22 protein-coding genes are annotated in these 19,653 nt (G+C 62.0%); 13 read left to right on the top strand and 9 right to left on the bottom strand.

Features of this window, described 5'->3' with window-relative positions:
* Positions 1–46: 46 nt before the first annotated feature.
* The gene (hdaA, locus tag ACT53S_RS07475; protein WP_476066476.1) at positions 47–760 is read right to left on the bottom strand and encodes a DnaA regulatory inactivator HdaA; all 714 of its coding nucleotides are present in this window, start codon (positions 758–760) and stop codon (positions 47–49) included.
* Positions 761–1,915 carry an AI-2E family transporter gene (locus tag ACT53S_RS07470; RefSeq protein WP_476066475.1) on the bottom strand — a complete coding sequence of 385 codons (1,155 nt, stop codon included), beginning with the start codon at positions 1,913–1,915 and terminating at the stop codon, positions 761–763.
* 241 nt (positions 1,916–2,156) lie between these two features.
* On the opposite strand from ACT53S_RS07470, the gene purM reads away from it, so the two are divergent.
* The 3 genes from purM to ACT53S_RS07455 all read left to right on the top strand — a co-directional run bounded on the left by purM (position 2,157) and on the right by ACT53S_RS07455 (position 4,923).
* Positions 2,157–3,230, top strand: coding sequence for a phosphoribosylformylglycinamidine cyclo-ligase (gene purM, locus ACT53S_RS07465; RefSeq protein WP_476066474.1), 1,074 nt, complete (start codon positions 2,157–2,159; stop codon positions 3,228–3,230).
* Positions 3,227–3,883, top strand: a complete 657-nt coding sequence (gene purN / locus ACT53S_RS07460) for a phosphoribosylglycinamide formyltransferase (protein WP_476066473.1) — start codon at positions 3,227–3,229, stop codon at positions 3,881–3,883. Before purM ends, purN begins: the two co-directional genes overlap by 4 nt.
* A 116-nt stretch (positions 3,884–3,999) precedes the next feature.
* A complete protein-coding gene (locus ACT53S_RS07455) occupies positions 4,000–4,923 on the top strand; it encodes an omptin family outer membrane protease (RefSeq protein ID WP_476066472.1) in 924 nt (307 codons plus the stop codon).
* Here ACT53S_RS07455 and ACT53S_RS07450 read toward each other — a convergent pair.
* The gene (locus ACT53S_RS07450; RefSeq protein ID WP_476066471.1) at positions 4,920–5,519 is read right to left on the bottom strand and encodes an NUDIX domain-containing protein; all 600 of its coding nucleotides are present in this window, start codon (positions 5,517–5,519) and stop codon (positions 4,920–4,922) included. The two genes, ACT53S_RS07455 and ACT53S_RS07450, sit on opposite strands and share 4 nt — an antisense overlap.
* Before the next feature lie 2 nt (positions 5,520–5,521).
* A complete protein-coding gene (locus ACT53S_RS07445) occupies positions 5,522–7,678 on the bottom strand; it encodes a molybdopterin-containing oxidoreductase family protein (RefSeq protein ID WP_476066470.1) in 2,157 nt (718 codons plus the stop codon).
* 33 nt (positions 7,679–7,711) lie between these two features.
* Here ACT53S_RS07445 and ACT53S_RS07440 point away from each other — a divergent pair, with 33 nt between their 5' ends.
* The gene (locus ACT53S_RS07440; protein WP_113378087.1) at positions 7,712–8,575 is read left to right on the top strand and encodes a 23S rRNA (adenine(2030)-N(6))-methyltransferase RlmJ; all 864 of its coding nucleotides are present in this window, start codon (positions 7,712–7,714) and stop codon (positions 8,573–8,575) included.
* A 30-nt stretch (positions 8,576–8,605) separates the two neighbouring features.
* Here ACT53S_RS07440 and ACT53S_RS07435 read toward each other — a convergent pair whose 3' ends face one another.
* The gene (locus tag ACT53S_RS07435; RefSeq protein ID WP_476066469.1) at positions 8,606–9,547 is read right to left on the bottom strand and encodes a lysylphosphatidylglycerol synthase domain-containing protein; all 942 of its coding nucleotides are present in this window, start codon (positions 9,545–9,547) and stop codon (positions 8,606–8,608) included.
* A gap of 238 nt (positions 9,548–9,785) precedes the next feature.
* On the opposite strand from ACT53S_RS07435, the gene ACT53S_RS07430 reads away from it, so the two are divergent.
* Positions 9,786–10,541 (top strand): ribonuclease T2 family protein, encoded by a 756-nt coding sequence (locus tag ACT53S_RS07430; RefSeq protein ID WP_476066468.1) that lies wholly within the window; start codon positions 9,786–9,788, stop codon positions 10,539–10,541.
* Positions 10,542–10,569: 28 nt separating this feature from the next.
* On the top strand, positions 10,570–11,166 hold the full coding sequence (locus ACT53S_RS07425; RefSeq protein ID WP_142069684.1) for a glutathione S-transferase: 597 nt from the start codon (positions 10,570–10,572) through the stop codon (positions 11,164–11,166).
* Positions 11,167–11,239: 73 nt separating this feature from the next.
* Here the strand turns inward: ACT53S_RS07425 and ACT53S_RS07420 are convergent, their stop codons facing one another.
* Positions 11,240–11,899 (bottom strand): outer membrane protein, encoded by a 660-nt coding sequence (locus tag ACT53S_RS07420; protein WP_113378083.1) that lies wholly within the window; start codon positions 11,897–11,899, stop codon positions 11,240–11,242.
* Between the two features lie 367 nt (positions 11,900–12,266).
* On the opposite strand from ACT53S_RS07420, the gene ACT53S_RS07415 reads away from it, so the two are divergent.
* From ACT53S_RS07415 to ACT53S_RS07395, 5 genes are all read left to right on the top strand, one after another.
* The gene (locus ACT53S_RS07415) at positions 12,267–13,025 is read left to right on the top strand and encodes an SDR family oxidoreductase (protein ID WP_476066467.1); all 759 of its coding nucleotides are present in this window, start codon (positions 12,267–12,269) and stop codon (positions 13,023–13,025) included.
* Positions 13,022–15,049 carry an excinuclease ABC subunit UvrC gene (uvrC, locus tag ACT53S_RS07410; protein ID WP_476066466.1) on the top strand — a complete coding sequence of 676 codons (2,028 nt, stop codon included), beginning with the start codon at positions 13,022–13,024 and terminating at the stop codon, positions 15,047–15,049. The genes ACT53S_RS07415 and uvrC overlap by 4 nt, the downstream gene beginning before the upstream one ends.
* Before the next feature lie 118 nt (positions 15,050–15,167).
* Positions 15,168–15,749: a CDP-diacylglycerol--glycerol-3-phosphate 3-phosphatidyltransferase gene (pgsA, locus tag ACT53S_RS07405; RefSeq protein WP_142069690.1), complete on the top strand. Its 582-nt coding sequence runs from the start codon at positions 15,168–15,170 to the stop codon at positions 15,747–15,749.
* A 1-nt stretch (position 15,750) separates the two neighbouring features.
* Positions 15,751–16,005, top strand: coding sequence for a molybdopterin converting factor subunit 1 (moaD, locus tag ACT53S_RS07400; protein ID WP_113378079.1), 255 nt, complete (start codon positions 15,751–15,753; stop codon positions 16,003–16,005).
* Between the two features lie 37 nt (positions 16,006–16,042).
* Positions 16,043–16,522 (top strand): molybdenum cofactor biosynthesis protein MoaE, encoded by a 480-nt coding sequence (locus ACT53S_RS07395; protein WP_476066465.1) that lies wholly within the window; start codon positions 16,043–16,045, stop codon positions 16,520–16,522.
* Here ACT53S_RS07395 and ACT53S_RS07390 read toward each other — a convergent pair.
* Positions 16,512–17,408 carry a branched-chain amino acid ABC transporter permease gene (locus ACT53S_RS07390; protein WP_476066464.1) on the bottom strand — a complete coding sequence of 299 codons (897 nt, stop codon included), beginning with the start codon at positions 17,406–17,408 and terminating at the stop codon, positions 16,512–16,514. The two genes, ACT53S_RS07395 and ACT53S_RS07390, sit on opposite strands and share 11 nt — an antisense overlap.
* Positions 17,409–17,466: 58 nt before the next feature.
* On the opposite strand from ACT53S_RS07390, the gene ACT53S_RS07385 reads away from it, so the two are divergent.
* Both ACT53S_RS07385 and ACT53S_RS07380 read left to right on the top strand, forming a co-directional pair.
* The gene (locus ACT53S_RS07385; RefSeq protein WP_476066463.1) at positions 17,467–18,018 is read left to right on the top strand and encodes a CGNR zinc finger domain-containing protein; all 552 of its coding nucleotides are present in this window, start codon (positions 17,467–17,469) and stop codon (positions 18,016–18,018) included.
* On the top strand, positions 18,015–18,557 hold the full coding sequence (locus ACT53S_RS07380) for a hypothetical protein (protein ID WP_476066462.1): 543 nt from the start codon (positions 18,015–18,017) through the stop codon (positions 18,555–18,557). The genes ACT53S_RS07385 and ACT53S_RS07380 overlap by 4 nt, the downstream gene beginning before the upstream one ends.
* Here ACT53S_RS07380 and ACT53S_RS07375 read toward each other — a convergent pair.
* Both ACT53S_RS07375 and ndk read right to left on the bottom strand, forming a co-directional pair.
* Positions 18,550–19,044 carry an RICIN domain-containing protein gene (locus tag ACT53S_RS07375; RefSeq protein ID WP_476066461.1) on the bottom strand — a complete coding sequence of 165 codons (495 nt, stop codon included), beginning with the start codon at positions 19,042–19,044 and terminating at the stop codon, positions 18,550–18,552. The two genes, ACT53S_RS07380 and ACT53S_RS07375, sit on opposite strands and share 8 nt — an antisense overlap.
* Before the next feature lie 183 nt (positions 19,045–19,227).
* Entirely contained in the window at positions 19,228–19,650 is a 423-nt protein-coding gene (ndk, locus tag ACT53S_RS07370) for a nucleoside-diphosphate kinase (protein WP_062274915.1), read from the bottom strand.
* Positions 19,651–19,653: the final 3 nt, after the last annotated feature.

Raw genomic sequence — 19,653 nt, 5'->3', positions numbered from 1 at the left:
TATCGGTGATGCCGAGTATAACAATTTAACGACAGATCTGTGACAGCTAGTCGCGCCCGTCTGCCGCCTCGAGCATTTCCAGAACCTCGGCCGCAAGAGCCCGGCTGATCTTGGCACGGCGCGCCAGGGCGAGCTTGTCCATTCGATCGACCACCGTCTGGGCGGCCGCGAAGGACCGCTCCATGCGGCTGACGATATAGCCGACAATCTTGTCATCGATGTAAAGCTGGCGATCGGCAAAGAGCTTGGTGATCAGCTGGCCGAGGAGCTCCTCGTCGGGGGCGCCGATCTCCACGACGGTGGCGGCCTTCAGACGCGACTTCAGATCCGGAAGGGCAACATTCCAGGACGGGGGGAAACTGCGGGAGGTGATCAGAAGCGTCGTGCCATGCTGGCGCACGGCGTTGATGACATGAAAGAGCTCGACTTCGTCGAAGCCGCGCCGATCGGCATCCTCGAAGAGCACAGGTCCGTCCGCTGCCGCTTCAGAGGCCCCCTCGCCCGCCTGAAGGACGATGTCCTTCGCACCGCTGACATCCCGAAAAATCTGGGCCAGATGCGATTTTCCCGAGCCTTCCGGCCCCGTGAGGATGACCACCGGCGCCGGCCAGTCCGGCCAGGCATCAACGATCGACACGGCTGCGGCCATGCGCTCGGAGACGAGAAGGTCATCCCGACCGGTCGCAGACCCATGCTCGAAGGCGAGCGGCAATTGTTCGGCGGCTCCGCGTTTTTCGGGAGCCATCTTGGCGTCAGTCATTCATGCCTCTGGCACGTCTCTCGAGCTTGGGGGAGCGATCTCGGCCACGGTGGGGGAAGGAGGCGCAATCGCGACCGTCGTTCCGTAATAGAGATCGCTTTCAAGATAACGCGAGATGGCAAAACGAACAAGCACGCCAACCGCAGCCGCTGCCGGCACCGCGACAAGGACGCCGACGAAGCCGAAGAGCGCGCCGAAGGCGAAGAGGGCAAACATCAGCCAGACCGGGTGCAGGCCGACGCTTTTGCCCACCAGTTTGGGCTGCAGGATGTTGCCTTCGATGAACTGGCCTAGGAAGAAGATGCCGGCGATGACGCCGATCCAGATGAAATCTGGCCAGAATTGCACAAGGGCGACGCCGAGCGACAGAAGCAGGCCCACGGTCGAGCCGACATAGGGGATGAAGCTGATCATTCCGGTGAAGAAGCCGATCAGCAGGCCGAAGTTCAGGCCGGCGACCGACAAAGCGATCGCATAGAAGATGCCGAGGATCAGGCAGAGCGAACCCTGGCCGCGCACGAAGCCTGCGATCGTGTTGTCGAGTTCGGTGGCGAGCTGGCGCACGGTCGCGACCTGGTTGCGCGGCACCCAGCTGTCGACCTTCTCGATCATATGGTCCCAGTCGAGCAGAAGATAGAAAGCGACGACAGGGGTGACGACCAGAAGGGAGGCGATGTCGAGCAGCGCCTTGCCGGAGTTCCAGATCTGCTCGATCAAGGTGCCGATGAAACCGACGCCCTCGCTCAGATAGCGGGAGAAGTTTTCCCTGATCGTGCCCATCTGACCATCGACCCAATCCGGCAGCCAGGACGCGTTAGAGGTGGCGATGAAGCTTTGCAGCTGGGTCACATAGCCCGGCACGCGCTGGATGAAATCGTTGAGCTGGCTTGCGAGGACCGGAATGATGATCATCAGCGAGAGCACGAAGACGACGACGAAGGAGACGAGAATGAGGATCGTCGCCATGAGGCGGCTCAAGCCGACACGCTCGAGCCTGTCAGCAACCGGGTCGAGGAAATAAGCCAGCGCCATGCCCGCGATGAAGGGCAAGAGAACCGACGAGAAGAGCATCAGAAACGCGACGAAGAAGGCGAGAGCCAGCAGCCAGAACAAAACCTGGCGGCGCAGGCCGATTGCACTGATGTAGCGAGCCATGTCCGTCTCCGCTCTCGAGGTTACCGGTCGTCTTCCAGCCCGCCCGGGATGCTGCGGTGCCGCACTAGGAGATAGGTTACCGGCAAAGGCTTGGTCAAGGAGCGCGGTCGAATCCACCACGCCATGTGGGGGTATGCGCCGAGAATGGGTAGGAAATCGTGTGCTTTTCCGGCTCTCTGCTTGCATCGGGGGCCTCTTCATGCCATGGCCCAGCCAAACTCTCTCAGGATCGGAGGCAGGCATGAGCCAGGCTGGCAAGAACGGGTTGACCTATAGCGATGCGGGCGTCGACATCGATGCCGGCAACCTGATGGTCGAGAAGATCAAGCCGGCCGTGAAGTCGACCCGCCGCCCCGGCGCGGATGGCGAGATCGGCGGTTTCGGCGGCCTCTTTGACCTCAAGGCCGCAGGCTTCAAGGATCCGATCCTGGTGGCCGCCAATGACGGCGTAGGCACCAAGCTGAAGATCGCCATCGACGCCAATATCCACGACACCGTCGGCATCGACCTCGTCGCCATGTGCGTCAACGATCTCGTCGTCCAGGGCGCCGAGCCCCTGCTCTTCCTCGACTATTTCGCCACCGGCAAGCTCGACCCCGACCAGGGTGCGGCGATCGTGCAGGGCATCGCCGCCGGCTGCCTTGAAGCCGGCTGCGCGCTGATCGGCGGCGAAACCGCCGAAATGCCGGGCATGTACTCCAAGGGCGACTATGACCTCGCCGGTTTTGCCGTCGGCGCTGCGGAACGCGGCGAACTGCTGCCGGCCGGCGACATTCCCGAAGGTGACGTGATCCTCGGACTCTCGTCCTCGGGTGTGCATTCCAACGGTTTCTCGCTGGTGCGCAAGATCGTCGAAGTCTCGGGTCTCGCCTGGGATGCACCTGCGCCCTTCGCCGACGGCAAGTCGCTGGGTGCTGCCCTTCTGACGCCAACGCGGATCTATGTGAAGCCGCTCCTGAAGGCGATCAAAGAAACCAAGGCGCTGAAGGCGCTCGCCCATATCACCGGCGGCGGTTTCCCGGAGAACATCCCGCGCGTGCTGCCGAAGCATCTCGCGGCTGAAATCGATCTGTCTTCCTTCCAGGTTCCGGCCGTCTTCTCCTGGCTCGCCAAGACCGGCGGCGTTGCCCAGAACGAGATGCTGCGGACCTTCAACTGCGGCATCGGCATGATCGTCGTCGTTTCCGCCGAGAAGGTGGACGAGGTCACCAAGGTGCTGGAAGCCGAGGGTGAGACCGTTGCCCGTCTCGGCCGCATGATCGCCCGCGAAGAGGGTGCGCATGGCGTCACGTACAAGGGTACGCTCGCCCTATGAGCGGACCACGCAAACGCGTCGTCGCCTTCATCTCCGGCGGCGGGTCGAACATGCTGGCGCTGGCCAAGGCCTCAGAGGCGGCCGATTACCCGGCCGAAATCGTCGCGGTCTTCTCCGACAAGCCGCAGGCCGGCGGGCTTGCCAAGGCACAGGCGCTCGGCATTCCGACACGCGTTTTCGAACGCAAGGCCTATGGATCGAAGGCCGAACACGAGGCGGCGATCCTCGCGGCACTCGCCGAGATCGGTCCGGACCTGATCTGTCTTGCCGGTTATATGCGCCTGCTGTCGGGTGACTTCATCCGCCCACATGAGGGCCGGATCCTCAACATCCACCCGTCCCTGCTGCCGCTCTTCCCCGGCCTGCACACGCATCAGCGGGCAATCGATGCCGGCATGAAGGTCGCGGGCTGCACGGTGCATTTCGTCACCGAAGGCATGGACGAAGGCCCGGTCATCGCGCAGGCGGTCGTGCCGGTGTTGATCGACGACACGGCAGAGACGCTTGCGGCGCGGGTTCTCACCGTCGAGCACCAGACCTATGCGGCGGCGCTGAAGCTGGTCGCTGGTGGACAGGTCAAGATGCGCGCGGACGGTAGCGTCGAGCGGTTGTCCTCGGACACCGATCCTACTGCGAGGCTGATCAGCGCCTGAGGCCACGTGCGGCGAAATAAAGTCACAGAAGCAACCAGTAGCAAACTCTTAACCATAAATATGCGACCGTTCCGCAACTTAGCGTTACGGTCGGATTTATGCATATGTCAAAGAATTTGCTGGGCTTCACCCTCGGAAGTGTTTTGATTTCCGCCTTTCCTCTCTCCGCTCAGGACGGGTCTTTTTCCGGCAGCAGCGGTCAGGTCACCTACTTCGCCGGCGTCGGCCTCGCCAACATCAAGGCCGGCGAATATGTCTACGACGGCGACCACAAGCTCAGCCAGCTCGACTGGGAGAGCAAGGGTGTGAAGACGGGCACCATCGGGGCGACGATGGAGCTCGGGTACAGCTGGCGCATCAAGGGGCAGATCGATGTCGGGCTGGGCGGCAACGGCTTTATGGAAGACCGTGACTGGATGGACCCGAATTACTCCGGGTGGACGGACCAGTCGTTGCACGACGACACGAAACTAGACCGCTACGTGAACCTGCTGATCGAAGCCGACCGCGCCATGGTCGACACCGGCTCGACGCGGCTCGGGCTGGGTGGCGGTGTCGGATACACGAATGTCAAATGGACGGCGCGCGGCGGCAGCTACATCTACACGGATGTGACCCTGCATGACACGGTCGGCAACTTCGCCGATGGCGAAAAAGGCATCACCTACGAGCAGCGTATTCCAACCCTTTTCCTGAGCGCGAATGCCGAGCAACAGATCGGGAAGTTCAAACTTTCCGGCACGCTGCGCGGCGGCGCCAGCATCGGGTACAAAGATGTCGACGATCACTGGATGCGGAACCTGCATTTCGTCGAGGAGATGAACATAGCCCCCATGATGGCGGCAATGATCAGCGCGGATTATCAAATCATCCCATCAGCAGCCCTTTATGTCGCCGGGGATTTCCAAAAGATCTTCAAGACCCGTGGCGACACAGAGGTCCGCGACACGGTGAGCGGCGCCACGGGAAGCTCTGAGAATTCCGCGGCCGCCGAGTACCAGTCGCTCACAATCTCGGCCGGCGTCAAAGGCGTTTTCTAGGGGCCGACAGGCTCTCGCCTCAACGCCGCCCACTGCAGCAGCATGATCGTCTTGGCGTCGACGATCTCGCCGGCGTCCACCATGTCGAGAGCTTCCACAAAGGCCAACTCGACGACTTCGAGATCCTCTTTTTCGTCGTCGAGGCCACCACCGTCAGCAACACGGTCGGCATCGGCGACGGTGGCGTAGAAGCCGTGGAGTTTTTCGGTGACAGACCCCGGCGACATGAAGGCTGCAAAGGCGGGTATGGCCTTTTCGACCTTGTAGCCGGTCTCTTCGAGCGCTTCGCGCAGCGCCGCCTGCAAAGCGGTTTCACCGTCATCGATAAAACCGGCCGGCGCTTCGAGCAGATAGGGGTGGTCGCCGCTCAGATGCGCCGCGATGCGCAACTGGCGGACCAGGGTCACGGTGTCACGCTCGACATTGTGCAGGAGAATGGCCGAGGCATTGCGGCGGTCGAAGACTTCCCAGGAGAGCCTGTGCGGTGCCCTGCCCTCACGGAAGAAATCGAAGCTGATGCCGCGCAGGTGGCTCCAGCCCTTCCACAGCGTCTTGTCTTCCAGGATCGCAATCCTGGCCTTGTCGAAAATGCTCATATTTATGCTTTTCTCATCCAGACCTTGTTGTCGTGGAAGGCGGCACCGCCATGGGGTGCTGCCGGGTCGGCGCCGGTCAGGACGTTGATGCCTTCACCGTCGAGGTGTGCCTTGTTCGGCCAGAGGCCCTCGGCCACCAGAACGCCCGGCTTGACGGCATCGGTGATCTTGGCGTAAATGCGCAGCTCTCCCCTGAGATTGCCGAGTTGGACGATGTCACCATCGGCGATGCCGAGGCTCTGGGCATCGGCGGGGTTCACCATGACCTCAGGGCGGCCTTCCTTGTCGCGCGAGGTCTTGGTCTCGGCGAAGGTGGAGTTGAGGAAGTTGCGCGCCGGAGAGGTCGCGAGCCGGAAGGGATGTTCGGCATCGGCAAGTTCGATCAGGTCGACCTGATCGGGATAGACGGGCAACTGCTTGACGGGACCGAGCGAGCCGAGCCTTGCCGGCGGCTTGTTCGGTGCGGGTGTGTTTTCCCAATCCGGCTTGAAACGGAACTTGCCGTCGGGATGGGCAAAGCCGTTCAGGTAATGGGCGTCCTCGAAGGCCGGCTGGCAGTCAAGCCATTTGTCCTGAAGCAGTGTGTCGAAATCCGGCTTGCCGCTGACGGCGAGCATGTGTTCGATATGCTCCCGCTCGGTCTTGCCGAAGCCGGGACGATCGGCGACGCCGAGGCGCTTGGCCAGTTCCTCAATGACGAATAGATTGGTGCGCACCAAGGGCGGCGCAACGACCAGCTTGGGCCCGAGCAGAATATGGCTCTGGCCGCCGCCGCGATAGATGTCGTCGTGTTCGACGAACATGGTGGCGGGCAGGACGATATCGGCCAGTTCCGCCGTCTCGGTCATGAACTGCTCGTGCACGGCGACGAAGAGGTCGTTGCGCAGGAACCCCTCTCTCACCAGCCGCTGTTCGGGCGCGACATTCGCCGGATTGGTGTTCTGAATGATCAGCGCATCGACGGGGCCGCGATGGCGCAGCGCCTCGGCGTCCCCTGTCAGAACACGACCGATCTGCGACTGGTCGAGCATACGGATCTCAGGGTCGACCATGGCGGTGCCCATCAGTTCCGCCTTGTTCAGCTGAAAAATATCGCTGTTCGAGTGGAAGGCACCACCGCCCACATATTGCCAGGAGCCCAATACGGTTGCGAGCGACAGGGCCGCGTGCATGGAAACTGCACCATTGCGGCTGCGGGTGAAGCCGTAGCCGAGGCGGAAATAGGTCTTTTTCGTCTGACCGACATGGCGGGCAAAGGCCTCGATCTCCTTCACCGAAAGGCCGGTGATCGCCGAGGCCCATTGCGGCGTCTTGTCCTTGAGATGCGTTTCCAGTCCTGCCGGATCATCGGCGAATTTCGCCATGTATTCCCGGTCGGCATAGCCATCGCGGAAGGCGACATGCATGGCGGCGCAGGCGAGCGCCGCATCCGTGCCGGGCTTGAGGATCAAGGCCATGTCGGCTTGTTTCATCGTCGGATTGTCGTAGATGTCGATGACGACGATCTTCGCGCCACGGTCTTTCCGCGCCTTGATGGCCTGGGTCATCACATTGACCTGGGTGGCGACCGCATTGGTGCCCCAGATCACGACGCAATCGGAGACGGCCATTTCGCGCGGATCGGGGCCGCGCAGCGTGCCGGTGCCCATGACATAGCCGGTCCAGGCCATGTTGGTGCAGATCGTGCCGAAGAAGCCGGAATACTTCTTGGCGTGGCGCAGGCGCTCGATCGAGTCGCGCTGCACGAGGCCCATGGTGCCGGCGTAGAAATAGGGCCAGACCGCTTCCGAGCCATGGCGCTGCTCGGCCTTGACGAAGGCGTCGGCGATCTCGTCAAGGGCGGCTTCCCAGGTCACGTCCTGCCACTGGCCTGCCCCCTTGGCCCCTGCCCGGCGGACCGGTTTCATCAGGCGGTCGGGATGATACAGCCGCTCGGCATAACGCGCGACCTTGGCGCAGATGACGCCTGCGGTGTAGCTGTTCTCGGCGGCCCCGCGCACACGGCCGATGCGGCCGTCCTCCGTCAGTTCGACGTCGAGGGCGCAGGTGGATGGACAGTCATGCGGACAGGCCGTATGACCGAGCGACCGGTTTCGGATGGGGCTCTGAATGTTCATGGGCCGGTTATAGGCCATGGCCGGAACGCTCAAAAGCCCCATTCGAACAAATCATCGACGCCATCGGAACCGCACATGAATTATCGCCATATCTATCACGCGGGCAATTTTGCCGATGTGCTCAAGCATCTCGTTCTGTCGCGGCTGATCGTCTACCTGCAGCAGAAAGACAAGGCGTTTCGCGTGCTCGATACCCACGCCGGGATCGGGCTCTACGACCTGTCGTCGGAAGAAGCGCAGAAAACCGGCGAATGGCTCGAAGGCATCGGCAAGGTGATCGATGCGGAACTGCCGGAAAAGATCGCCGAGATCATGGCGCCCTATCTGGATGCAGTGAAGGCGCTCAATCCAGGCCGCGAGACCGACGGTCCTTTGCAGAGGTATCCGGGTTCGCCAAAGCTCGCGCGAGACCTCTTCCGACCGCAGGATCGGCTGTCGGCGATGGAACTGCATCCCGAGGATTCGCGCGTGCTTTCCCGACTGTTCGAAGGCGATTTCCAGGTGCGGGTGACCGAACTCGACGGCTGGCTGACGCTGAATGCGCATCTGCCGCCGAAGGAAAAGCGCGGCATCGTGCTGGTCGATCCGCCCTTCGAGAAGGAGGGCGAATACGAACGGCTGGTCGACGGCCTTGCCAAGGCGCATCGTCGCTTTGCGAATGGTGTCTATTGCCTGTGGTATCCGATCAAGAAGGGCGCCCCCATCAAGGAGTTCCACGAGGCGCTACAGGCGCTTGAGATCCCCAAGATGCTCTGTGCCGAACTGCATGTGAAAAGCGATCGCGATCAGACAGGCCTATCCGGCACCGGACTCATCATCGTCAACCCGCCCTACACGCTGAAAGACGAGATGCATCTGGTGTTGCCGGAGCTCAAGCGGCTGATGGCACAGGATCGCTATGCCTCGCATCGCTGCTTCTGGCTGCGCGGCGAAGAGTGAGCGGGGCCGCGCATGGATGCGCGGCGACTGTCAGGCTGGCGGCGGATCGGCACGTGAAAGTTCGGAGCGCTCGAACAGCAGAATCACCAGCAGGGCGACCGCGAAGGGCACGATCAGGTAGAACAGCCGGAAGACCAGAAGGGCGGCGATGACATCGGCCGGATCCATGTCCGGCATACCGGTGACGAAGAGTAGCTCCAGCACGCCAAGGCCACCCGGCGCATGGGAGATGAGGGCTGCCGAGAAGGAGACCAGGAAAATCCCGAGCACCACCAGGAAGCCGGGATTTCCGACCTCCGGCAGCGCGAAATAGATGATGCCGGCTGCACCGATCAGTTCCAGCGGCCCGACGACCAATTGCTGCAAGACGAGACCGGGGCGCGGATAGGCCAGCACGAAAGAGCGGATCTTCAGCGGCCGCAGATGAAGCATGCTGCCGATCGCGTAGAGCGCGACCAATGCGAGCAGCACAACGCCCGTGGTCCGCGATGCTGCCATCGGCAGGACATCGACGAAACGTTCGGTGATATCCGGCTTGAGCATCAGAACGAGCCCCATCAGCAGAACTGTTCCGAGCGCGAAGGTGAAGGAGCAGATGGCAACGAGGCTGCCGACCTCGGCGCCGGTCAAGCCACGGGAGGAGTAGGCACGGTAGCGAACGACGGCACCCGACAGGACCGAGGCGCCGACATTGTGCGAGAGCGCGTAGGCGGTGAAAGACGTAACCGTGATGAAGAGCCAGCTGACGGATCGGCCGATATTCTGAAGCGCGATCCGGTCGTAACCCGCAAGCGCCGCATAGGCGAGTACGGCCGAGAGCACGGCCAGCAGCCAGTTCATCGAGCCGATGCGCGAGAGGCTGTCGCCGATCTCGTCCAGGGAGAGTCCGCGAAGCTCGCCGAGTAGCAGCCAGACGGAAAACACAATCGTCGCGAGGCCGATGCTCGGCCACAACAGTCTCTTCAACTTCATCGCATCATATCCCGGTCGTTTCCCCCTCTTTCCGACGCGCCCGCGCATCCTCGAATAGACCGACACAGAATGCCGGACAGCCGTTAACCGCTCTTGACCGCCCGACACGATTATCGCCAGGGTGCACGACATGCGACCACGGAGGGATCGTTCATGATCAAAATCGCGTCAGAGCTATCCGGCTTCGAGCATCAGGCAGTCCGTTTCCTTGCGCGGTCAACCGGTTGTCGAGACTGAAATGCGAAGAACCGCACCCATCGCCGCAATCCTCATCACGCTTGCAGTCGCCGCAGCGTCATGGGTGCTGGACGGCTCACACCCGCGAAACGCGGACTTCGCCGCGGGCACACCCGCAAACAGGCCGGCTGAGGCATCCGCGCGAGCCGATAAGGCAACGAAGCCACGGCCCAAGGGACAGACACCCGGCAACTTCGACTTTTATGTCCTGTCTCTCTCCTGGTCCCCGACCTATTGCGACAGCGATGCCGGCCGGGGCAATCGCGTCCAATGTGGAACTGGAAAACGGTTCGGCTGGGTGGTGCACGGGCTCTGGCCGCAGAACGAGCGGGGTTATCCGCAGGATTGCGAGAGCACAGAAGGCGACCGCGTGCCCGACAGCATTGCGCGGGAGATCATGGACATCATGCCGGGCATAGGGCTGATCGGCCATCAGTGGCGCAAACACGGCACCTGCTCGGGGCTTCCCATGGCCGACTATTTCGCGCTGGTCCGACAGGCCTATGACACGATCCGGATACCGCCGCAGGTCTCAAGCGTGCGGCAGCCTTTGCAGATATCGCCGGCAGCACTCGAGCAGGCATTTATCCGCAGCAATCCGGGACTGGCCGGCTCGGCAGTGGCGGTCACCTGTGATAGTCAGAGAGTCGATGAAGTGCGGATCTGCCTCGACACGACGCTGGCGTTTCGCGCCTGTCCGGAGGTGGATCAGAGATCGTGCAAGCGATCCGACCTCATCCTCCCGCCCCAGCCCTGACCCGCAACAAGAGCCACAGGAAACCGTCATGAAGCTGCTCTTCGCGCCCGCCTCGCCCTATTCCTCGAAAGTCCGCATGGCCGCCCGCTATCTGGGCATTCCCCTGGAAGATGTGAGGGTCAACACCGCGGAGAATCCGCCCGAACTGATCGAGAACAATCCGCTCGGAAAAATCCCGACGCTGCTGACCGACAAAAATGAAGCCATCTTCGACAGCCGCGCCATCATGCATTTCCTGCACAGGACGGCCGAGAAGCGTCTCTATCCGAAAGACAAGGACAAACGGACGGACGCCGAAGTTCTGGAGGCTCTCTGCGACGGCATCAGCGACTGCCTGCTGGCCATCGTCTACGAGCGGCGGTTCCGTCCGCCGGAATTGGTGAGCCAGGACGTGATCGACCGACAATGGGCCAAGATCAACCGGAGCCTCGACCATCTGGACAGGAACCTGCCGAAGACTGGCAAGAAGCTGCACGGAGGCCATTTCGCGCTCGCCGCAATGCTCGGCTATCTCATGCTGCGCTTCCCGGGCGAATGGGAAAAGGGCCGGGCGGCGCTTGCCGAATGGCCGGCGACCTTCGCCAAGCACTTCGAACCCTATCCGGCCTTGCGCCCGAAGGCCTGAGCAATCGCCCCAAAACGGCACAATAAAAAAAGCCGGGCGAACCCGGCTTTTCTTGTCTCTACTGATCGGTGGATCAGAACTTCACGCCCATACCGACCTTGACCGAGTGGTCGTCGAAGCCGCGCGAAACGGTGCCGGTGCTAAGATCGAAATCACGCTTCTGGTAGTCGCTGTAGCGGTATTCAACACGGGCCGTGACGTTGTCGGTGACGAAGGTTTCGACACCCGCGCCGACCGTGTAGCCAGCTGCCAGCTTCTCATCGTTCGACGCACCGTTTTCGAGCTTGTGGTTGGCAACAGCCACACCAGCCGTACCGTAGACCAGGAAGGGGTTCAGGTCGTAGCCGACGCGGCCGCGGACCGAACCGTTCACACCCTGGGTACCCTTGATCGAGGCACCGCCGTCAGAACCAGCCGAACCGTCTTCACCAGCGTAGCTGAGGTCGGCTTCAGCGCCGTAAACGATCGAGCCGCTCTGCATGTTGTAGCCGCCGTAGATCGAACCGCCGAGGCCGTTGGCATCACGGCCGTCGGTCGAGCTGGTGAACTTGCCGAAGTCATAGGTGGCTGCGCCACCGAGGTAGGCGCCCGACCAGTTGCCGCTCGGAGCAGCGACGTCGTTTGCCATCGGCGGGGCTTCCGGAGCCTGGTAGATCGCGTCCGCGGCCTGGGCGGCCTGGAAAGCGGCGAAAGTGGTGGCAGATGCCAGAAGGATGATCTTGAGGTTACGCATACTAGTCTCCTTTACAGTTCCGGGCCGCACTTCACTCAGAACCAACGGCGGCCTGAACGTTATTGGGTATTCCCTGCCCGTTCCGAATGTATAAATGGCGAGCAATTGAGGAATAGAAAGAGCCGAAATGTGAATTCATTGTGGCACACGGGTGGCATAATTAGGATGTTGCTTGAATGACACAAACGATTCGTTAACCATAACAAATAGTTTACGTTACTGGCGCAAGTATATTTAAACTTACACTCAGACTTTACTTCGGAGCGAGCCAGATGACCGTGGGACATGAAAGTGGCCGAGACGGTTTAAATATCGCGATGGCGCCATATATGCAGCGCATCACTCCGATCGAACAAGGTTAGAACGCATGCAAACCGGCATCCCCAGGACCGCTCTCGTCACCGGATCTGCCAAAAGACTTGGCCGGGCAATCGCGGAAGACTTGGCCGCCCATGGCTATGCCGTCGCTTTGCATGCCAATGGTTCACTGGCCGAGGCGGAAGCCGTGGCTACCGATCTGCGCGCCCAGGGAAAAAAGGCTGTCGCGCTGAAAGCCGATCTCGGTAACATTTTCGAGACCGCCGACCTGATCGGCCAAGCGGAGGCAGAACTTGGGCCGATCGGGGTGCTGGTCAACAATGCGTCGGTGTTCGAGGACGATACCGCTCTCGCCTTCGACGCGGAGACATTCGGCCGCCATTTCGACCTGCACGTGCGGGCGCCCGCCATCCTGAGCGCATCACTCGTTCAGGCCCTGCCCGAAGATCGGTCCGGGCTGATCATCAACATCATCGACCAACGGGTTCTGGCGCTGAAGCCGACCTTCTTCTCCTATACGCTTTCCAAGGCGACGCTGTGGACCGCAACGCAGACCATGGCGCAGGCTTATGCCCCCAGGGTCAGGGTTAATGCCATCGGCCCGGGGCCCACGCTTATTTCGGAGCGACAACGGCCGGAGGATTTCCAGGCGCAGGTGGACAGTCTCCCACTGAAGCGCGGTCCTTCCCTCACCGAATTCGGCCGCACCATCCGCTTTCTTTTTGACACGCCGTCGATCACCGGCCAAATGATCGCCTTGGATGGAGGCCAACATCTGATTTGGCACGGTACGGAGATCAATGAATGAATGGAGGAAAGCTGCCCGACGGCGGCATTCTCTATGATGGGACGGAAGAGGACGACGAGGAGGTCCTCGTCGAGGCCGAGCCGGTGCGTGCTGGTGTCGAGATCGACTGGCATGTGGACGGACTGGACGAAACCGGACTGACAGGCGCCGAATTGATCGGCGAGTTCGTCAAGCGGCTGCCCAATTCTCCGGGCGTCTACCGCATGCTGAACAAGGACGGCGAGGTCATGTATGTCGGCAAGGCGCGCAGCCTGAAGAAGCGCGTCAGCAACTATGCCCAGGGTCGACTGCATTCGAACCGCCTGACGCGCATGGTGCGCGAGACCGTGCACATGGAGTTCGTCACGACCCGGACCGAGGTCGAGGCGCTGCTGCTGGAAGCGAATCTTATCAAGCGCTTGCGGCCGCGTTTCAACGTGTTGCTGCGCGACGACAAGAGCTTTCCCTATATCCTGATCACCGGCGACAGCCGGGCGCCTGCGCTCTACAAACATCGCGGCGCCCGTGCCCGCAAGGGCGACTATTTCGGCCCCTTCGCCTCCGCGAGCGCCGTCGGACGCACGATCAATTCGCTGCAGCGGGCATTCCTTCTGCGCACATGCACCGACAGCGTGTTCGAAAGCCGGACTCGGCCCTGCCTGCTCTATCAGATCAAGCGCTGTTCGGGCCCGTGCACGCATGAGATCAGCGACGAGGGTTATGGCGAACTGGTGCGGCAGGCGAAGGACTTTCTCTCCGGCCGCAGTCAGAACGTCAAGGAATCGATTGCGCGCGCCATGAACGAGGCGGCCGAAGAGCTGGACTTCGAACGCGCCGCCGTGTTTCGCGATCGCCTCGCCGGGCTCTCTCACGTGCAAAGCCATCAGGGCATCAATCCGGCCGGAGTGGAAGAAGCCGATATCTTCGCCATCCATCACGAGGGCGGGCTCTCCTGCATTCAGGTCTTCTTCTTCCGTGCCGGGCAGAACTGGGGCAATCAGGCCTACTTCCCGAAGGCGGATCCACAGTTGACCGGGGCCGAAGTGCTCAATTCCTTCCTGGCGCAGTTCTATGACGACCGACCCTGCCCTCGCCTGGTGCTTCTGTCGGAGCAGGTCGAGGAGCAGGAGCTGCTTGCCACAGCGCTTGCTGAGCGGGCCGGTCACAAGGTGGCGATTTCGGTTCCGCAGCGCGGGGAGAAAAAGGACCTGGTCGACCATGTCGCCGCCAATGCGCGGGAAGCACATGGCCGCAAACTGGCGGAGACTGCCTCGCAGTCGCGGCTTTTGGCGGGGCTCGCCGAGACCTTCCAGCTGCCCTACGTGCCGCGCCGCATCGAGATTTACGATAACTCGCACATCATGGGCACCAATGCCGTCGGCGGCATGGTGGTCGCGGGGCCGGAAGGCTTCGTGAAGGGGCAGTATCGCAAGTTCAACATCAAATCGACCGACATCACCCCGGGCGACGACTTCGGCATGATGCGGGAAGTGATGACCAGGCGCTTCTCGCGGCTGCTGAAGGAAGAGGGCAAGCCCGACCGCAGCATAGCCCCCGAAGACGGGGCAGATGCACCCTTCCCCGCCTGGCCGGACGTGATCCTGATCGACGGCGGCCAGGGGCAGATGACCGCCGTGCGCAAGATCCTCGAAGACCTCGACATCACCGACAGCGTGATCGCGATCGGGGTGGCCAAGGGCGTCGACCGCGATGCCGGGCGCGAGCGCTTCTTCGTCAAGGGCAAGCCGGACTTCACGCTGCCGCCGCGCGATCCCGTGCTCTACTTCATCCAGCGCATGCGCGACGAGGCACATCGTTTTGCGATCGGGTCACACCGGGCACGGCGCAAGAAGGAGATGGTCAAGAACCCGCTGGATGAAATCGGCGGGATCGGCCCGACCCGCAAGCGGGCGCTTCTGCAGCACTTCGGGACGGCGAAAGCCGTGTCGAGGGCGGCAGTCAGCGACCTGATGGCAGTTGAAGGCATTTCGGAAGCCGTGGCCCGGCTCGTCTACAATCATTTTCACGAAAGCGGCGCCGACTGACCGGAAACGACGTGCCCTCGGCCGCATTCATGATAAAAGGCGTTCAGAAATCTTGAGTTGACGGCCCCGACCGAAAGTCCTCATCTACCGACGCAATTCCATCCAAAGACAGGGCATCATGGCTTCGCGCGCATACAACATTCCCAATCTCCTGACCTACGCCCGCATCCTGGCCGTGCCGCTGATCGTGCTGTTCTTTTTCATCGAGGGACGGCTGCAGAGCTCCGACTTTGCTCGCTGGGCCGCGCTCGCGCTCTTTATCGTGGCGTCGATCACCGACTATCTCGACGGTTATCTGGCGCGGATCTGGAACCAGACCTCGAATATCGGCAAAATGCTCGATCCGATCGCGGACAAGCTGCTGATCGCCTCAGTCCTGCTGCTGATGGCCGCCGACGGCACCATTGCCGGCTGGTCGCTCTGGGCCGCCATCACCATCCTCTGCCGCGAAATCCTTGTCTCCGGTCTGCGTGAATATCTGGCCGCGCTGAAGGTCAGCGTGCCGGTGACCCGTATCGCCAAGTGGAAGACGACGGCGCAGATGTTTGCGCTCGCCTTCCTGCTCGCCGGTCCGGCCGGCGACAAGGTCCTGCCCTACACGACCGAGATCGGCATCAGCCTGCTGTGGATCGCCGCGATCCTGACGATCTATACCGGCTACGACTATTTCCGCGCCGGTGCGAAGCACATGGTGGATTGAGATGACCAAGCTCGTCTATTTCGCCTGGGTCCGGGAGCGGATCGGCAAGGGCGAGGAAGACCTGGACTTGCCGGACGACGTGAAGACGGCCGGCGACCTGGTCGCCTGGCTGGCAACCCTCGGCGACGAATACGCCGAGGCCTTGCGTTTTCCGAAGGCGATCCGCGTTGCGGTGAACCAGGAGCATGTCGAGCATGACGAACTGATTGCCGGCGCCCGCGAAATCGGCATCTTTCCGCCGATGACCGGCGGCTGATGGCACGCCGCCGATCGCCGGCCGGAGGATGCTGCCGATGAAGAGCCCTGCCCCAAAGATCCGGGTCCAGCATGAGGATTTCGACGCGGCTGCCGAAAGCGCCCTCATGATCGCCGGCCGGGCCGATATCGGTGCGCTGGTTTCCTTCGTGGGCTTGTGCCGCGACGAGGCCGGCACACTGGCCGCCCTCGAATTAGAACATTATCCTGGAATGGCCGAGGCGGAGATGACCCGGATCGCCGATCTTGCGATCGAGCGCTTCTCCCTTCTTGGCCTCACCGCTATCCATCGCTTCGGTCGCATCGAAGCCGGCGGGCAGATCGTGCTGGTCATCGCCGCCGCACCGCATCGCCAGGCCGCCTTCGACGGCGCCAACTTCGTCATGGACTTCCTGAAGACCTCCGCCCCTTTCTGGAAAAAGGAACATGGCACGGACGGCCAGGCCGGAGGGTGGATCGCGGCCAAGGATGCGGACGACAGCGCACGCGACCGCTGGCACAATCCAGTCAAGGAATGACGCGTTCCCGCCGGCTCAGAACCAGCAGGAAGACGAGGATCGCGATGATGACGGCATCCCGCCAGATCATCGGGCCGTAGGCGGTCCAGAGCGTTTCGGCCAGCCCCACTCCGGCAGCACCGATTGCTGAATGCAGCGGGCGGAAGTAACCGCCAACGGCGGCAATCAGGACCACTTTCAGCCCGAACATCAGACCTGCTCCGAAATCCATCGTACCGTAAAGAACAGTGGCGGACAGGCCGGCACAGGCGGCGCACGCAGCAGCGGCCAGCAACGAGACAACGAAGACGCGGTCTGCATCCACGCCCAGCAATCGGGCGGCAAATGGATCCTGGCAGACGCCCTGCCAGAGGCGACCGGCACGGCTCAGCGTGAGAACGAGATGGCCGACCAGAACCAACGCTGCCATCAGCGTCGAATGCAGGAGTTGGACGACCGTCATTCCCACCGTGAAGCCATCGAATTCGGCGAAGACGATCTGCCCCTGCCAAAGCGGCGGTAGCCAGAGGCTGCGTGTATCGAGCGCCAGGCGCGCGCCCTCCGAGATCAGGATGAGGAAGCCGAGCGAGGCGACGATGACGCTGTTGGCCGAACGCCGGTGCAGCGGAAGCATGAGGTAACGGGCGCTCGTCCAGCCGGCGAGCAGCGCGTAGGCGAAGCCGGCCAAGAACCCGAGCAAAAGGGAAGCCGGGAGAATGAGATAAAGGCGACCCCAGCCATAATCGACGAACAGAAGGCAGATCTGGCCGGCGAGCGCGACCAGGGCGCCGAAGGTGATGTCCGGGCGGCGCGTGACCCCGAAAGCGAGCGCATAACCAAAGGCGAGGCAGGCATAGAGGCTCGCCACCGGGATTGCGTTCAAGATCTGCTGCAGCAAGTAGGCCATCATCCCTCCGCTGCCTTTTATAACTGGCAAAATCCGTTTTACCAGTTATATTGTGGCAATGAGCTTTTCCTGGACACCCCATCGTTTCGTCGGCGGCGCGCTGGCGCTCGACGTCGCCAACAGCGTCATCCTCCGGCATGACGCAGAGGCGCGGCGCGATCGTTTTGCCGTGGCGGAGCAGTTGCAAGCCTTCCCCGAGGCGGCAGTTCGCCTGTCGGCCGAGCGTCAGGATTTCCCCGATCTTCGCACCGTATCCGAAGCGCGACGGGGCGACTTTTTGCGCTTGCGCGAGGCGATCGACGATTATTTTCGCGGTCGGGTTCTGGGAGAGGAAAACAGATTGGCGCTGGCGCAGTTGCTGGAGCAAATCGCGACGACGCTCAGGGCCGCAGAGGATGAACGATCGCTCGACCAGGCGACCGCCCGCTCCGCCTTGCGGCTGATCTGCGAACCCGATCCCGACCGCATGAAGATCTGCGGCAATTGCGGCTGGCTGTTTCTCGACCGAAGCAAGAACCGGAGCCGCACCTGGTGCGACATGGCTGTTTGCGGCAACCGGGTCAAAGCGAGCCGTCACTACATTCGAAAGAAGACGGAGACAGTGCCATGACGGCAAAGACGTTGCTCACCATCCTTGCTGCCTTTGCGACCATCGCGATCCAGCCGGCCTGCCAGCGCGAAGACGTGAACGAGCCGCTAAAACTCAGCGGCAAAGTCTTCATCTTCAACTATCGCGTCGCGCGGGCAACCTATGTCGTGACGCTCGCCCGCAATGGTCCACTGCCGGAGGAGAGTTACGCGCTGACGACGTTCGAGAACCCGGCCGGCGGCGCGCCGATTGACACGCGGACGAAGATCTTTCCCTTCTGGGAAAAGGTGGCGCTGGAAAGCCCGCCGGTACATTGCGTCGTGAAGGGCAAACCCTATGCGATCTCGATCCGGGTGGTGGACAAGGACGACAAGGTCCTCCAGGCGATCGACACGACGCTGACCTCTACGGAAGATCAGACCATCATGCCGGACAAACCGTTGGTCGTCGGGCCGATCTATTCGCCCAATCCAGACGTCTTTCGCGCCGACGGAACGCGCGACTTCTCGCCCGATACAGACTGCCCCGCTCCGGCGCCTGGGAGCGCCGCGATCAATTGACGAGCGTCCAGAGCTGACCGGAGTAATTGCCACAGGGGCGCATCTGCGCATACCGGTCCAGCATGCCGCCATTGGCGATGTCGAGGCAGTAGCGATTGCCGAGGAACTGGGTGGTGAGGCGCATATGTTCGCCCGAGGCGGAAATCTGCCAAAGCTGGCCGGAATAGTTTCCGCATGGCCGCATCTGGACCATATAGGCGGGATCGCCGCCATTGACGACATCAAGGCACATGGTGTCGCCCATGGCTTCGTTGCGGATCCGCACCCACTGCCCTTCCGACGTCACATGCCAGCGCTGACCACTCGACTCCTCGTTCACGCCGGTCATCATGGCGAGGTCCTGAAAGGGTCCACCGTAGACGATTTCCAGCCGCTGGTTTGGCCCGGTGAATTGTGTGGAGAGGCCGATCGCGTCCGCCATGGCGGCGCCGGGTACGACGACGAGCGCAAGCGAAACAAGGAGAGGAAAACAACGGAAATGCAGCACGGCAGCGGACCTCTTTCGTGGGACTGGAGGCCTGAGTCTAGCGAGACATCGTCGCCGGCGCCTGCCCAAAGTCTGCAGACATTTGGCCGCTTTCCTCCGCACAGATACGAAAAAACCGGGGCGTTTCCACCCCGGTTTCGTGAGTCGTATCAATGCGCTGAGGCCGAAACCTCAAAGCGTGATTCAGCCGACGATCTCGGTGTCGGAGAACCAGTACTTGATTTCCTGGGCGGCGGTTTCCGGAGCGTCCGAACCGTGAACCGAGTTCTCGCCGATGGAGAGAGCGTGGGTCTTGCGAATGGTACCTTCATCGGCGTTGGCCGGGTTGGTGGCGCCCATGATTTCGCGGTTCTTCAGGATGGCGTTTTCGCCTTCGAGAACCTGAACGACGGTCGGGCCGGAGGTCATGCCTTCAACCAGTTCGCCGAAGAAGGGGCGTTCCTTGTGAACGGCGTAGAAGCCTTCGGCTTCGCGCTTGCTCATCCAGACGCGCTTGGAGGCGACGACGCGCAGGCCTGCGTCTTCCAGCATCTTGGTGATGGCGCCCGTGAGGTTGCGCTTGGTTGCGTCCGGCTTGATCATCGAGAAGGTGCGTTCAATCGCCATCTG

It is taken from the genome of Allorhizobium sp. DMC15 (assembly GCF_056314065.1).
This window is presented reverse-complemented; position numbering and strand designations above follow the sequence as displayed.